The following is a 14,976-nucleotide window of genomic DNA, read 5'->3' on the forward strand; positions in this document are numbered from 1 at the left end:
CGTGCCCGTACCCGCCCGTCTTGCCAGCCTCCTGCTTCTCGTTGTGGTGCCCTCGCTCTCGGCGCAAAATCCGCCGCGACGGCCCCCCGCGACCACGCCCGCCACGGCGCCTGCCCCAAGCGTGGCGCTCGACTTCCAGGACCAGGACCTCCGCACCGTGCTCGCGGCACTCGCTGAGGCCGGTGGGGTCAACGTATCGCTGAGCAACATCCCCGGCACCAAGGTCACGCTCCGCATGGGGAAGGCGGTCGATCGGGCGGAGTTCGCGGCGATGCTCAAGGCCGTGGCCGAAGCCAATGACCTGAAGGTCACCACTGTGGGCTCGCTGATGCAGATCAGCGGCACCCCGGCCGTCGTCGGGCCGACCGTGCAGCAGCAGGCGCGGCTCGATGCGGCGGCCGCCGAGATGAAGCTCTACACCTTCCGGCTGAAGCACACGTCGGCCACGCAACTCGCGCCGGTGTTGACGGCCCTCTTCTCGGGCGGGTCGATCAGCGCACAGAATGCCGCCAACCGTGGTGGTACCGGCATCACGCTGCAGAACGGTCGGGCCGCGACGGTGGTCGGAGCGCAGGCGCAGGGTGGCGGCCGGGGCGCGGCCGGGCAGCAGCAGGCCAACCCGCTGCAGGGGCTGCAGGCGCTCTTCGGAGGCAACCAGGCGGTGACCAACGAGGTGCGCATCGTCGGCGAGGAGAGCAGCAACGCGCTGCTGATCCGCGCGACCGCCGCGGACTGGACGCTGATTCAGCAGGTGCTGGCGGCCGTGGATCTGCGGCCACTGCAGGTGCTGATCGAGGTGACGATCGCCGAGGTGGCGCGCAACAGCGACCTCAACGTCGGCGTTTCCGGGACCGGCACCCGGACCAAGGGGAACTCCGCCGACTCGGCATCGATGCCGTCGGCGGCCACGGCCCGCGACTTCATCCTGAAGCTGACCGGCGGCAACGGGACGATCGATTACAACGTGGCGCTGAACGCCCTGCAGACGCGCGGCGACGTGCGGGTGCTGTCGCTGCCGGTGATCATCGCGCAGAACAATCGCGAGGCAGTGCTCAACGTCGGCGAGCAGCGGCCGTTCGTGCAGGTATCGCAGAGCATCCAGACCGGCGCGACGCCGACCACGGTGCAGACGATCACCTACCTCGATGTCGGCACGGTGCTCACCATCACCCCGACGATCAATCCCGACGGCTATGTCAACCTGACGGTCTCGCAGACCGACAACAACGCGACGAACGAGGTGGCCTTCAACGCCCCGGTCATCAGCAAGCGTGAACTCACCACGCAGGTCTTCCTCAAGGACGGCCAGACGACGGTGATCGGCGGGCTGGCCGGGAAGAGCAGCAGCAAGACCGAATCGGGGATTCCGATCCTCAGCAAGATCCCGCTGATCGGGAAGTGGCTCTTCGGCAACACGCGCGAGACGTCGAGCACGTCGGAGCTCTTCCTCTTCCTTACGCCGCACGTGATCTTCACCGACGTGGACATCGACCAGTTGCGGCGGTCGGTGGAGGACGGCAGCGAGTTGCTCAAGCAGGTGCCGACCGGCGCGCGCATTGTGCCCAAGGCCGACACGATCGGCCTGCCGGTGATTCGCCGCCCCGACTCGACCGCCGTCCGTCGCCCGGTGGGTGGCGGCACCCCGTGAGCACCGCCGCGCCGTTGGTCGCCGCGCGTCCCGGCTCCGAGCTGCTCGAGGTGGATCGGCTCGCGCCGTCGCTGACTGCCGATTGGCTGGAGCAGCAGGGGGTGATGCCACTCCGGCTGGAGGGTGGCCGTCTCGAGGTCGGCAGCTGGCTGCCGGCACCCGACCCGGCGGCCCTCGATGACCTGCGTCTCCTCTTCGATGCCGACGTGGTCCTGCTCCCCTACGGCGAGCACGACCTCCGCTCGGCGATCCGGCGCGTCTACGCCCAGGACGCCACCACCGCCGAGGGGTTGATCGCCGGGCTCGTCGGCGAGCGCGGGGCCATCAACGCCGACGAGATTCCGCTCGACGATCTGGTGCACCTCGCCAACGAGGCGCCGGTCATCCGGTTGGTGAACCTGTTGCTGATTGAAGGGCTCGAGGCGCGCGCTTCGGACGTGCACCTCGAGGGCTATCAGGATGGGCTGCGGGTGCGCTACCGCGTGGACGGCGTGCTGCAGGATGCGCCGTCGCCGCCACCACACCTCACGGCCGCGATCATCTCTCGCATCAAGATCATGGCCGAGCTGGACATCGCCGAGCGGCGACTGCCGCAGGACGGCCGCATCCGGTTGCGATTGCAGAATCGCCAGGTCGACGTCCGCGTCTCCACCGTGCCGACCCTGCGTGGCGAAAGCGTGGTGCTCCGGCTCCTTGATCGCGAGCGCGGCCGCATCTCGCTGACCGATCTCGGGATGGCGGCCGACACGCTGGCGCAGTTCACCGAGGTGATCTCGCGGCCGCACGGGATCGTCCTCGCCACCGGCCCGACCGGGTCGGGGAAGACGACGACACTCTACGCGGCGGTTGAGCTGATCCGCACCGGTCGCGAGAAGATCCTGACGGTCGAAGATCCCGTCGAATACGAGCTGTCCGGCGTGCCGCAGGTGCCGGTCAACGAGAAGGTGGGGGTCACCTTCGCGGGGGCGCTGCGGGCGCTGCTGCGACAGGACCCCGACGTGATTCTCGTTGGCGAAATTCGCGACGGCGAAACCGCGCAGATTGCCACCCAGGCCGCGCTCACGGGCCACCTGGTGCTCTCCACGCTGCACACCAACGATGCGCCGACGGCGCTGACCCGCCTCCTCGACCTGCAGGTTGCGGCCTACCTCGTGGCCTCGACGGTGGACGCGGTGCTGGCCCAGCGCCTGCTCCGGCGCATCTGCCCGTCGTGCCGCGTCCCGGCCCCCGAGGATGCGCGCCTGGCCAAGCTGGTCGACCTGGATCGCCACGGCCTGCACACCCGCTGGCGGGGTGCCGGATGTGACGCCTGCCGGGGGACCGGCTACCTTGGACGAGTCGGCATCTACGAGTTGCTGGTCATGGACAACGCCCTCCGGGTCGAGGTGCAGCAGCGCCGCGGCTCCGAGGAACTTCGCGCCATGGCAATCGCCGGCGGGATGCGGACACTGCAGGAAGACGGCTTCCGCCTGGTGCGCGATGGCGTCACCACCCTCGAAGAGGTGGTCCGCGTCGCCCGCGCCTGATCGACGTTCGAGGACCTCTCCCTTCGGGTGCCATGCCTGAATCTGCGCATCTGCTGACCAGTACCACCGACCCGCTCTCGCAGGGCATCGTGGCGGTCACCTTGATCCTGCTCTTTCTCCTGTTGACCATGGAGAAGGCGCATCGAGTCCTGGTGGCGCTCGGGGCCGTGTCGTTGCTCTGGGGCATCACCTACCTCACGCCGTATCACCTGATTTCGTTCGAGGGCGCCGCGCGGGCGCTCGACCTGAACGTGCTGCTGCTGCTCGCCTCGATGATGGCGGTGGTCGGCGTCCTCAAGTCGACCGGGGTCTTCGGTTGGGCCGTGGCCCGATTGGTGGAGCGTGCCGGCAATTCGCCCGCCCGGATCATGATCCTGATCGCCTGGTTCACGGCGATCGCCTCGGCATTCCTCGACAACGTCACCACGGTGATCTTCGTGACCCCGATCGCCCTGGGCATGGCCGCGCAGCTGGGCGTCGCCCCCATGGCGATCGTGATGCCGATGATCATGGCGGCCAACATCGGTGGAACTGCCACCCTGATCGGCGATCCGCCCAACATCATGATCGGCTCGGGCGCCGGCCTCTCCTTCGGTGACTTCCTCATGCACCTCACCGCACCGGTGCTGGTCATGATGGTGGCGCTGCAGCTGGTGGCCGCGCTGGTTCCGTCGCGACCTGGCGTTCACGTCGCCCCGTTCGATCGGCGACCCGGCCGCCGCCGCGTCGGATGCCACCATCGTCGAGCCGACCTTGCTGCGGGGCATGGGGTGGATCTGTGCCTTCATTCTCGTCGGCTTCCTCACGCACGGAATGACCGGGATGCCCGCCGCCGTGCCCGCGACGATCGGCGCCGCCGCCGCCCTCATCCTGCAGGATCGCCTCTACATGCGGAAGCATCCGCCGACCGGCGAAGAACGCGTGCATGGCATCCTCGGAATCATCGAGCACGAGATTGAGTGGCCGACGCTGGTCTTCTTCGCCTTTCTCTTCATCGTGGTCGGGGCGGCGGTCGAGACCGGGCTGATCGCCACGCTCGCCGGGTCGCTGGCCGACACCATCGGCGCGGGGCGTACGGCGTTCGCCCTCGGCCCCGAAGGGACGCTGCTCTTCGCCGCCCTGCTGATCCTCTGGGCCGCAGCCGGCCTCTCGGCGCTGATCGACAACATCCCGTTCGTCGCCGTCTCGATTCCGATTCTGCACGGCCTGATCCCCACCCTGCCGGCCGGTGCCGATGTCATCTGGTGGGCGCTGGCGCTCGGCGCCTGTTTGGGCGGCAACGCGACGCCGATCGGTGCCTCGGCCAACGTCACCACCCTCGACCTCGCGGCGCGGCGGCAGGTGCGGATTTCGTTCCGGGAGTTCTGCCGGTTCGCCGTGCCGATGACCGCCATCACGCTCGTGGTTGCATCGGGCTGGCTGGCCTGCATGGTCTTCTTCGGCTACCACGCCGCGCTCTATGCGTCGCTCGCCGTCGCCCTCCTGTTGGCCATCATCGCGAAGGTCCGCCCTGCATGAGCATCAACCCCCGCGTCGCCAATCGGCAGCTGCATCGACGCGGCGCGTTGCTGGTGGCGTTGCCGTTTCTCGTGGTCGTCGTCACCGGCATCCTGCTCCAGACCAAGAAGCAGTTCGCCTGGATCCAGCCGCCTGAACAGCGCACGGCGAGCGAGGTGCCGGCCATTCCGTTCTCCGCGATCCTCGAGGCCGCCGCCAAACATCCCCAGACCGGGATCACTGCCTGGAGCGATATCGACCGGCTCGATGTCCGGCCGGCCAAGGGAATCATCAAGGTCATCGGCAAGAACCGTTGGGAGTTGCAGCTGGACCTGGCCACCGCGGAAGTATTGCAGGTGGCCTACCGACGCTCGGACCTCATCGAGTCGCTGCACGATGGCTCCTGGTTCCATCCCAACGCCAAGCTCTTCCTCTTCCTCCCCGCTGGCGTCATCGTCCTCGGGCTTTGGCTCACCGGGGTGTATCTCTGGTGGGTGCCCATCGGCGCACGACGGCGGAAGCGGGCGGTGGCCTGACCCCTTGTGCCCGCGCGGACCACTCCCTACGATTGACCGCATCATGAAGCCAACGCTGCTGCAGGTGACCAAGAAGTGTGTCCCGACCCGCGCCAAGAAGTGCGCGGGTCGGGGTCACGCGACGTGGTCGGTTCCGGCGTAGCACGCCAGTCCCGTTCCTCAATCGTGGAGCCCCGCCCGACTCACCGTCCGGCGGGGATTTTTTTGTGACCCAACTCGATGTCGTGGAGCTGACCACGCAGTTGATCAGCATTCCGTCGGTGACCGGCTCGGAAGGGACGGTCGTGACCGCCGTGGCTCTCCTGCTCGCCGAGCTCGGCTGGTCGGTGCAGCGTCAGCCGCTCGACGGCGACCGTGCCAATCTGTACGCCACGCGCGGTGAGCCGGTCGTGGTGCTCTCGACCCACCTCGACACCGTGCCGCCGTTCCTCCCGGCCCGCGAGGCGGATGGGATCCTGCATGGGCGCGGCAGCTGCGATGCCAAGGGCCTCGCCGCCGCGATGATCGTCGCCGCAGAGCGGCTCGCGGCCGAGGGGGAGGATCGGGTGGGATTGCTCTTCGTGGTGGGAGAGGAGAATGGGTCGGACGGGGCGCTCGCCGCGGCGACGTTGGCGCCGAAGGGGCGCATCCTGATCAACGGCGAGCCGACCGGGAATCGCCTCGCCACCGCGCAGAAGGGCGCCCTGCGCGTCTCGGTCGAGGCACGCGGCGTGGCCGCCCATTCGGGGTACCCGGAGCTCGGGCGCTCGGCGATCGACCTGCTGCTCGATGCGCTGCAGCGCATTCGCGCGATCGAGTGGCCGGTCGATCCGCAGCTCGGCCCCTCCACGCTCAATATCGGGCGAATCGTGGGAGGCGAGGCACCCAACGTGATGGCTCCGTCTGCGCGAGCCGAGTTGATGGTCCGCCTCGTCGGACCGGGCGCGCCGATCCGTGCCGCGATCCTCGCCGCGGCGGGCCCAGACGTCGCCGTGACATTTCCGCTCGAGGTCCCCGCACTGCGGTCGCCGTCATTGCCCGGCTGGGAAGAGATCACGGTGGCTTTCGCATCGGATCTGCCGCTGCTCTCGGCGTGGGGGACCGGCTATCAGCTGGGCCCCGGCACCATTCACGTGGCCCATACCGACCACGAACAGATCACCGTCGCTGAATTGCGCGCCGGCGTGGACCGGTATGTCACGCTCGTGCGCACCCTGCTCGCCAGGGCCGTGCGATGATCGTGATGAAGTTCGGTGGCACGTCGGTGGCCGATGCTCGTGCCATCACGGCGCTCCGGACGGCTGTCGCCAATGCGGCCAGCCAACAGCCGCTGGTCGTCGTCTCCGCACTCTCCGGCGTGACGGATACGCTGCTGCGGCTCGGTCGCGCCGCCATGCAGGGCGATGCCGCCGCCATCGCGAGCGGGTGTGAGGCCCTCCGTGCACGCCACCTGGCGGTCGCCACCGACCTCGGCATCCTCGACCGGGTGGCCGAGCCCCTCTGCGCCCAGCTCGACATGCTGGCGACCATCCTGGGCGCCGTACCGGCCATTGATCGGGAAGGCTGGCAGGACGCCGTCGTCGGGATGGGAGAGCTCCTCTCGTCGGTGGTGGTCGCGGCTGCGCTGGAGGCGGGCGGGCTTCCTGCGGCATGGTTCGACGCGCGACGAGTGGTTCGCACCGACGCACGACACGGCGCCGCCATTCCCGATCAACCGGCGATCCGCACGCTGGTCGACGCGCATTTGGCGCCACTGCTGGCGGCCGGAGCACTCCCTGTGACGCAGGGTTTCATCGGCGCCACCGAGTCCGGTGCGTCCACCGTGCTCGGTCGGGGCGGCTCGGACTTCTCCGCCGCGCTGCTTGGTGCTGTCCTCGAGGCCGAGCGCGTGGAGATCTGGACCGATGTGAGCGGTCTGATGACGGCCGATCCGCGGATCGTCCCCGAGGCACTGGTGCTCGCCGAGGCGACCTACGACGAGAGCGCCGAACTGGCGGCATTTGGCGCCAAGGTGCTCCACCCGGCGACTCAGTTGCCGTTGGTGGAAGCGGGGATCCCCATCGTGATCCGCAACACCTTCGCGCCCGGGGCACCAGGTACCCGCATCATCGCCGAGACCGAGTTCGATGCGACCGTGCCGATCCGGTCGATTTCGTTCAAGCGCGGAATTGCGGTCATGCAGGTGCGTGCGGCACGGATGCTCGGTGCCTTCGGGTTTCTGCGGCAGATTTTCGAGGTGTTCGAGCGCCATGAAATCGTGGTTGATGTGCTCGCCACCAGCGAGGTCTCGGTCTCGCTCACCGTCGACCCCTCGCCTCGTCTGGAGGCGGTCATGCGGGACCTCGCACCGATCGGCGAAGTCACCCTGCGCGAGGGCCGGGGCGTCGTCGCCGTGGTGGGGCGCGGGATCCGGGACACACCGGGGATCGCGGCACGGGTGTACCAGGCGATTGCCGATGTGAACGTCGAGATGATCTCGCTCGGCGCGTCGGCCTCCAACTTGACCTTCATCGTGCGCGAGGAGGATGGGCCACGCGTGGTCCGGGCTCTGCATCGCGCCTTCTTCGGGGTGCCGACGTGAGGATCGCGTTGATCGGGAACGGCCGCATGGCGCAGGCCATTCGGGCGGAAGCAGAGGCGGCCGGGGAGACGGTGGTCACCACGATCGCTCGCGGAGAGAATCCGGCAGGGGAGGGGATCACTGCTTCGCGGCTGACCGGCGCCGAGGTGGTGTTCGAGTTCTCCACGCCCGAGGCGGTCGTCGACAACCTGCGGGCACTGCATCCGCTCGGACTCGCCGTGGTGTGCGGCACGACCGGATGGGACTCGGCCCGCGCGGAGGTTGAGGCGTCCTGGCGCGAGGGCCCCGGTGCCCTGCTCGCCGCCAGCAACTTTGCGATCGGCGTCCACCTCTTTCTCCGCGCCGCGCGCGATCTGGCACGTGCGGCGGCGGGGCAGCCCTCGTTCGGCGGCTTTCTGCACGAGCGCCACCACGCCGCCAAGCGGGATGCGCCGTCGGGCACGGGACTCCGCTTGCAGGAGGCCGCCCGTACCGGCGACCCGACGCGCGAGTGGCCCATCTCCTCGGTGCGGGCCGGCTCGATCCCGGGCGAGCACGAGCTGGTGCTCGATGCGCCGTATGAATCGATCACCCTGCGGCACGTGGCGCGCGATCGTCGCGTCTTTGCGGCCGGGGCCCTGACGGCAGGACGATGGCTGCTTGGCCGACGCGGCGTATTCACGCTGGATGCACTCTTCGAGGAGGGTTGATCATGCTCCCGAACGGAACCGGTACGGCGATCGTCACCCCCTTCAGTCCGCAGGGCGACGTCGACCACGAGGCACTGGCCCAGTTGGTCGACTGGCAGATCGAGGAAGGGGTGGATTTCCTCGTGGCCTGCGGCAGCACGGGCGAGGCCGCGACGCTCTCGCTCGACGAACGATTGGCCGTGACGGCCACCGTCGTGCGCTCCGCCTCTGGTCGTGTTCCTGTCCTCGCAGGCGCGACCGACAACGCCACGGCCCGGGCGGTCGACGAAGCGCAGGCGCAGGCGGCGCTTGGCGTAGCCGGCATCATGAGTGCCTCGCCCTATTACAACAAGCCGACGCAGGCCGGCCTCGAAGCACACTTTCGCGCCATCGCCGACGCCATTCACCTCCCGCTGCTGCTGTACAACGTCCCCGGGCGGACCGGGGTCGACCTGCGTCCGGAGACGGTGGCACGCCTCGCGGAGCATCCCCGGATTGGCGGCATCAAGGAGGCGAGTGGCAGCGTGCGCCGGGTAATGGACCTGGTGGCCCAGACGCCAAGTGACTTCGTGGTGCTGTGCGGTGATGATGACCTCGTCGTCCCGGCGATCGCTGCCGGTGCACGGGGCCTCATCTCAGTCGCGAGCAACGCCTTGCCCCGCGCGATCGCCACGATCGTCCGCCATGCGCGCGCGGGCGACTTCGCCACGGCGCGTGCCGACCTGCTCCCGCTCCTCCCGTTCATCGACCTGCTCTTCACCGAAGCGAACCCGATTCCGGTGAAGGCCGCGCTGGCGATGCAGGGGCGCATCGGTGACACCGTGCGCCTCCCGCTCCTGTCGGCCACCGCCCCGCTGCGTGAGCGCATGGCGCCATTTCTTCCGATGACTTCCCGCCTTGGAGTGCCCGCGTGAACGACCTTGAAGCCCGCATTGCCCCCTTCCTCGACCAGGTCCCCGAAGGACGCGAGAACGAAGCGCGCCGCGCCTTCGCCCAGCTCAAGGAAGCACTCCAGCACGGGCGTATCCGCGCCGCGGAACGCGACGCCGACGGCCGATGGCACGTGAACGGCTGGGTCAAGCGCGGCATCCTGCTCGGCTTCCGGCTCGGCGTGCTCGTCGACGCCGGCACGGCGGGGCCGATGCGGTTCTTCGACAAGGACAGCTTCGGGGTGCGTGCCACCACGATCGACGAGGGAATCCGGATCGTGCCAGGCGGCACCGCGGTGCGTGAGGGCAGCTACCTCGCGCGCGGCGTGATCGTGGTGCCACCGGCGTATGTGAACGTCGGCGCGTATGTCGATGAGGGGACGCTGATCGATTCGCACGCGCTCGTCGGCTCCTGTGCGCAGATCGGGAAGCGCGTGCACTTGTCGGCGGCGGCCCAGATCGGTGGCGTGCTCGAGCCGGCCGGGGCGATGCCGGTGATCATCGAGGACGACGTGTTGGTGGGGGGGAATTGCGGGGTGTACGAGGGGACGATCGTGCGGCGACGCGCCGTCCTGGCGCCCGGGGTGCTCCTGACTGGTGGGACGGCGGTGGTCGACCTCGTCCACGACCGGATCCTGCGGCGTGAGGGCGACTCGCCGCTGGAGATTCCGGAAGGGGCGGTCGTGGTGCCGGGGAGCCGACCGGTGACCCACGGGAGCGGGCAGGCGCGCGGGATCTCGCTGTACGCGCCCGTGATCGTCAAGTACCGCGACGAGCGCACCGACGCGGCGGTGCAGCTCGAAGATTTGATCCGCTAGAAACCGAGCTTGGTGATCCGCCCACCTGGGCCGACGCCCCAGGCGGTTCGGCCGACGCCGCCGACGCTCCAATACTGGCTCGGCGTGGCGGTCGTCCAGGTCATTCCCGCGTCCCGCGTCACCAGCAGTCCGGCGAGAGTCGCGGCGACGGCGGTGTTGCGATCGGCCCCGGGCACCCACGACACGCCGAAGAACGAGCCGCGCACGGCGGGGCGGGGGCGCATGGTCCAGGTCGCGCCGCCATCATCGGTCACGCCCACCACTGCCGAGGCGGTGTCGGTGCGCATTTGGGCAATGCGCGCGCCGACACCGATCCCGCGCTTCGCGTCGAGCCACGACGTCGCGGTCATCCCGGCGCCGTCACCCTTCACGAACGGCGTCGGGACGGCGCGCCACTGCTTGCCGCCGTTCGTCGTCACCAGGAGCCGCCCTTCCGGCGCGCCGGTGGCCACCCAGGCATTCGACTTCCCCTGACTGACCAGGCAGCCCCCGCTCGCGGCGAAGGCTCCCTCACTCGCCAGCGGTGCGGGGAGCGCCTCCGTGGGGAGCAGGTTCCACGACGCGCCTCCGTCCTCGGTCCGCATCATCATCGTGCGGCCGTTGGCCGCGTCGCTGAATGCCACGCCGTGCTTCGTGTCAAAGAAGGTGAAGCAGTCGAAGAACGCTGCGGTGTCCGCGTTGGTGAACTGCAGTGTCCACTGCGCGCCACCATCGGTGGTGTGATAGATCCGCGACTTGATCCCCGGTCCGGCGGCCAGCAGCCACGCCTCCTCGGCGCTGAACGCGTGCACGTCGCGGAACTCCATCGTCTCCGCGCCGGGCACGGCCTTCAGTTCCCAGGTCGTGCCACCGTCGCGCGTCCGCAGCACCGTTCCCTTGTGGCCGCTGACCCACGCGACCTGTTCGTTCACGGCCGCCACCGCCTGCAGCAGGGCGGTCGTCCCGCTCGTCTGCTCGGTGACAACCGGGGCCTGGGCCGCGAGGGCGGCCGGAACCAACGCCACGACGACGGCGAAGCGACGCATGCCAATCACCTCAGTAGTTGGGGAGCGACTTCCGCATCCGCAGGGTGAGCGAGTCCGCCTTGGCGGCTGTCACGCTGTCGCCCAGCTGCCGGAACGCTTCGGCGCCGCCACCGTAGACCAGATAGTACAGACCGAGGATCGACGCCGAGGGCTCGTCGACCCAGCCTGCGGGGCGCTCGCGCGCGGCGGCCTCCGGATGGTACACCCCGAAGAGGAGGGCACGCGTGCGCGCCACATCGACCCAGCTGAAGTTCTGCGTCATCCGGATCGCGCCACCTTCGGTGATCGGCCGCGGCATCACCTGGCGGACCATCCCCTGCGAGAGCAGGTACGGCCGGAGTCCGAGCGAGGCGTCGGGGTAGTTGCCGGTGCTCCACGAGAAGTAGATCGGCCGCTTGCCCAGATTGTCGCGGATCAGCAGCGCCGCGGCGATGTCGCTCCGGGTCATGTACTCGCCGCCGAAGCGGAGGACGAGCGAGTCGATCATCATCCCGGCGTTCTTCGGCGTCTGCGAATACTCCGGCAGCGAGTCCAGCCCCTGCGTCGTCATCGCGAAGACGGTGTTGGTCGGCTTGACCCAGCTGGTGGCTGCCGGGGCGCCCAGCGGCACCGTGTCGGCGTCGCTGCGCGGGCGCCAGAGCGCGGCGGCCGTCGCGGGGTCGAACGTCGGCGTCTCGCGACGGCGGATCTGGCGCAGGTGCCAGTCGGTGTTCATCAGCGACAGGTTGGCCAGCGTCACGTCGCGGCGGATGCCGAGCACCTCCTGCGCAAACCAGAGCGGGAAGGTGTCGTTGTCGCCGGCGGTGATCAGGATGCCGTACGGCTCGACCGACTCGAGGATGTCGATGGCGAAGTCGCGGGCCAGCGTTTCGTGGGCGCGCGAGGCCGAGACGCGGTTGCCGAAGAACGGCACCAGGCCGAGCAGCAGCACCGGCGTGCCGACCAGCCAGCGCCGCGAGTCGCTTACCCGATCGCCCAGCATCTCGCCGATATAGCGGATGGTGGCGGCGAGGCCGGCGGCGATCAGCACGCCGACGAAGGCGAACGAGACGACGAAGAAGTAGTCGCGCTCGCGGACCTCGCGCATCTCCTGCGTGATCGCGGAATTGTTGGCCTGGAACGAATAGCCGTACTTGAAGTTCAGGTAGTAGATCAGCATCAGGGTGACGGTGAACAGCAGCGCCCCGGCGGCGAGGCCGGCCCGCTTGTCGCGGCGCAACAGGGCGAGGACTCCGCCGAGCGTCGTCGCCGTGAAGATGCCGACCATCAAGCTGCGGAAGGCGCCGAGGTCCCGGCCCCACTGCCAGCTCCAGTAGGTCCAGTAGTTGGTCAGCTGGGCCGACAGGGGCGACTGCCGCACCGAGAGGTCCGGCTTGCCATACTGCACGCGGCCGAGGACATCCTTGAGCGCCTGCGAGAAGAAGCCGACCGGCTCGCCCTCGTTGATCGGCGGATACTGACCGGCGCGGATCGGCAGGTAGACGTAGTTGAGCGAGAGCCCCACCACGACGGCCAGCGCCACCGCGGCGATGACGCGCGGGCGGAGCATGATGCGCCAATCGGTCATCAGGACATAGATGCCCACGACGGGCATCGCCAGCACACCCATCATGTGGTTGGTCGAGGACAAGGCGGTGAGATACACCGCGGCCACCACCCAGCGATCCCGCCGCTCACCGGCCGGCTCGTCGGCCCAGCGCACCATGCACCAGACCACCATCGCGATCGAGAGCAGCGACACCGTGTAGACCTTTTCGTTCACGGTGCTCTGGTTCCAGACGGTCCAGGCCATCGCGGAGGCGAAGACGCCGGCGAAGGCCGACGCCAGACGTGGGCCCCGCGCCGTCGGGAGGATCGGCCGCAACCACCGCTCGGCCACCAGGAACCAGAGGCCGGCCCCGCCCGCGCTGGTGATCGCCGCGAAGAGGTTGATCCGCACCGAGTACTCCGCCGCCAGCGGCAGCAGCCCCCAGGCGTGCGCCATCAGCGTGAAGAGCGGATTGCCCGGCGGGTGCGGGATGCCCAGCACCTTGGCGGCGGCGATGTACTCCGAGGTGTCCCAGAAGGCCGTGGTCGGCGACAGGGTCAGGAAGTACACCACGAACACCACCAGGAAGGTGGCGACGGCCCAGAGGTAGGGCGGGCGTTCGGCGGGCGTATCGGACACGCGTGGCTCCGGTGCGGTGGGGGAGGTCAAAGTGGTGGTTGGTCGAACCGCGACTTAATGGCGGAACATTCGGGCGCCGGTCATCACCATGGCAATGCCAAGGCGATCCGCGGCAGCAATCACGTCGGGGTCCTTGATCGAGCCCCCGGGTTGGATGATCGCTCGGACCCCCGCCTCCGCCGCGGCTTCGACGCCGTCCGGAAAGGGGAAGAAACCATCGGACGCCAGCACGGCGCCATCCAGGAGGTGTCCGGCCTGCCGTGCCTTGTGGACGGCGAGGAAGGAGGCATCCACACGGCTCATCTGGCCGGCCCCGATGCCGAGGGCCTGTTCGCCCCGGGCCAGCAGGATCGCGTTGGACTTCACGGTGGCGACGGCGGCCCAGGCGAATCGAAGGTCGATCATCTCCTCGGCCGTCGGCGTGCGGCTCGTCGGAACCGACCAACCGTCCTCGTTGTGGTCGAACGCGAACTGGTCCTGGATCAGGAAGCCGCCGCGAATGCGCTTCCAGTCGAGGCTGTCGTGGCCGACCGGGACCGGCAGCTCGACAATGCGGAGGTTCCGCTTCTCGGCAAAGATCGCCAACGCATCGGCATGAAAGGCCGGGGCGACGATCACTTCGATGAAGAGATCGCGCATCGCCTCGGCCGCCGGGCGATCGACCACCGTGTTGAAGGCGATGACGGAGCCGAAGGCGGAGGTCGGATCGGTGGCCCGTGCCCGTTCGAACGCTTCCTTGGCACTCCGGCCCAGGGCAATGCCGCACGGCGTGGTGTGCTTGATCACGGCGCAGGCGACATCGTGGCTCCAGGCCGCGACGGCCGCCATGGCGGCGTCGATGTCCAGCAGGTTGTTGAAGGACAGTTCCTTCCCCTGCCGCTGTGTCAGGTCACCGATCCCACGCGGTTCCTCGGACACGTAGAGCGCGGCGCGCTGCTGCGGATTCTCGCCGTAGCGGAGCACCTGTCGCCGCTCCATCGCCAGCGCGATCCGCTCGGGGAGGGACGCCTGGCGTGGCGTGAGATAGCCAGCGATGGCATTGTCGTAGTCGGAGGTGTGCGTGAACACCTTGGCGGCGAAGCCCTGGCGCACCTCGAGCGGGATCTCGCCACCAGCCACCAATTCGAGGACCTGGCCATAGTCGCGCGGATCGACCACCGGGAGGACGAACTCGAAATTCTTCGCCGCGGAGCGCAGCATCGACGGGCCGCCGATGTCGATGTTCTCGATCGCGTCCTCGAACGAGACGTCCGGATGGGCGATCGTCGCGCGGAAGGGGTAGAGATTCACGGCGACGAGTTGGAAGGAGGCAATGCCATGCTCCTTCATCACCCGCACATGTTCGGGACGATCGGGGCGCGCGAGCAGGCCGGCGTGGACCACCGGATGGAGCGTCTTGACGCGACCATCGAGGATCTCGGGGAAACCGGTGATCTGGTCGACCGTGGTGACTGGGCAGCCGGCGTCGCGGAGGAGGGCGGCGGTGCCGCCGGTGGAGACCACTTCCCAGCCCAGGCGAACGAGTTCCTGGGCAAAAGCCACTACACCACGTTTGTCACTGACCGAGATCAGGGCACGCTGCATTGTCACAAACTCCGGTGC

General features: G+C 68.8%; 13 protein-coding genes. 10 read left to right on the forward strand and 3 right to left on the reverse strand.

The window, feature by feature from the left end:
• The first annotated feature begins 1 nt into the window (after nt 1).
• The 10 genes from IPP98_14755 (at nt 2) to IPP98_14800 (ending at nt 10,182) form a co-directional block, all read left to right on the forward strand.
• Complete coding sequence (locus IPP98_14755) at nt 2–1,648, forward strand: type II secretion system protein GspD (protein MBL0180355.1); 1,647 nt, start codon at nt 2–4, stop codon at nt 1,646–1,648.
• Complete coding sequence (tadA, locus tag IPP98_14760) at nt 1,645–3,174, forward strand: Flp pilus assembly complex ATPase component TadA (protein ID MBL0180356.1); 1,530 nt, start codon at nt 1,645–1,647, stop codon at nt 3,172–3,174. The genes IPP98_14755 and tadA overlap by 4 nt, the downstream gene beginning before the upstream one ends.
• A 32-nt stretch (nt 3,175–3,206) precedes the next feature.
• The gene (locus IPP98_14765; protein MBL0180357.1) at nt 3,207–4,133 is read left to right on the forward strand and encodes a TRAP transporter large permease subunit; all 927 of its coding nucleotides are present in this window, start codon (nt 3,207–3,209) and stop codon (nt 4,131–4,133) included.
• Nucleotides 4,063–4,692, forward strand: a complete 630-nt coding sequence (locus IPP98_14770; GenBank protein ID MBL0180358.1) for a hypothetical protein — start codon at nt 4,063–4,065, stop codon at nt 4,690–4,692. The genes IPP98_14765 and IPP98_14770 overlap by 71 nt, the downstream gene beginning before the upstream one ends.
• On the forward strand, nt 4,689–5,207 hold the full coding sequence (locus tag IPP98_14775) for a PepSY domain-containing protein (protein ID MBL0180359.1): 519 nt from the start codon (nt 4,689–4,691) through the stop codon (nt 5,205–5,207). Before IPP98_14770 ends, IPP98_14775 begins: the two co-directional genes overlap by 4 nt.
• 206 nt (nt 5,208–5,413) lie before the next feature.
• Nucleotides 5,414–6,424 (forward strand): M20/M25/M40 family metallo-hydrolase, encoded by a 1,011-nt coding sequence (locus tag IPP98_14780; protein ID MBL0180360.1) that lies wholly within the window; start codon nt 5,414–5,416, stop codon nt 6,422–6,424.
• Nucleotides 6,425–6,429: 5 nt separating this feature from the next.
• Nucleotides 6,430–7,767, forward strand: a complete 1,338-nt coding sequence (gene lysC / locus IPP98_14785; GenBank protein ID MBL0180361.1) for a lysine-sensitive aspartokinase 3 — start codon at nt 6,430–6,432, stop codon at nt 7,765–7,767.
• Between the two features lie 26 nt (nt 7,768–7,793).
• Nucleotides 7,794–8,456: a dihydrodipicolinate reductase gene (locus IPP98_14790; GenBank protein ID MBL0180362.1), complete on the forward strand. Its 663-nt coding sequence runs from the start codon at nt 7,794–7,796 to the stop codon at nt 8,454–8,456.
• Between the two features lie 2 nt (nt 8,457–8,458).
• Nucleotides 8,459–9,349 carry a 4-hydroxy-tetrahydrodipicolinate synthase gene (locus IPP98_14795; GenBank protein MBL0180363.1) on the forward strand — a complete coding sequence of 297 codons (891 nt, stop codon included), beginning with the start codon at nt 8,459–8,461 and terminating at the stop codon, nt 9,347–9,349.
• The gene (locus IPP98_14800; GenBank protein ID MBL0180364.1) at nt 9,346–10,182 is read left to right on the forward strand and encodes a 2,3,4,5-tetrahydropyridine-2,6-dicarboxylate N-succinyltransferase; all 837 of its coding nucleotides are present in this window, start codon (nt 9,346–9,348) and stop codon (nt 10,180–10,182) included. The genes IPP98_14795 and IPP98_14800 overlap by 4 nt, the downstream gene beginning before the upstream one ends.
• Here IPP98_14800 and IPP98_14805 read toward each other — a convergent pair.
• Genes IPP98_14805 through purH form a run of 3 tightly spaced genes read right to left on the reverse strand, consistent with a single transcriptional unit; the run spans nt 10,179 to nt 14,958 of the window.
• A complete protein-coding gene (locus tag IPP98_14805) occupies nt 10,179–11,207 on the reverse strand; it encodes an oxidoreductase (GenBank protein ID MBL0180365.1) in 1,029 nt (342 codons plus the stop codon). The genes IPP98_14800 and IPP98_14805 overlap by 4 nt on opposite strands.
• Nucleotides 11,208–11,217: 10 nt before the next feature.
• On the reverse strand, nt 11,218–13,374 hold the full coding sequence (locus IPP98_14810) for a DUF2723 domain-containing protein (protein MBL0180366.1): 2,157 nt from the start codon (nt 13,372–13,374) through the stop codon (nt 11,218–11,220).
• Nucleotides 13,375–13,428: 54 nt separating this feature from the next.
• Nucleotides 13,429–14,958, reverse strand: a complete 1,530-nt coding sequence (purH, locus tag IPP98_14815; protein ID MBL0180367.1) for a bifunctional phosphoribosylaminoimidazolecarboxamide formyltransferase/IMP cyclohydrolase — start codon at nt 14,956–14,958, stop codon at nt 13,429–13,431.
• Between the last annotated feature and the right edge of the window lie 18 nt (nt 14,959–14,976).

It is taken from the genome of Gemmatimonadota bacterium (genome assembly GCA_016720805.1).
GTDB lineage: Bacteria > Gemmatimonadota > Gemmatimonadetes > Gemmatimonadales > GWC2-71-9 > Palsa-1233.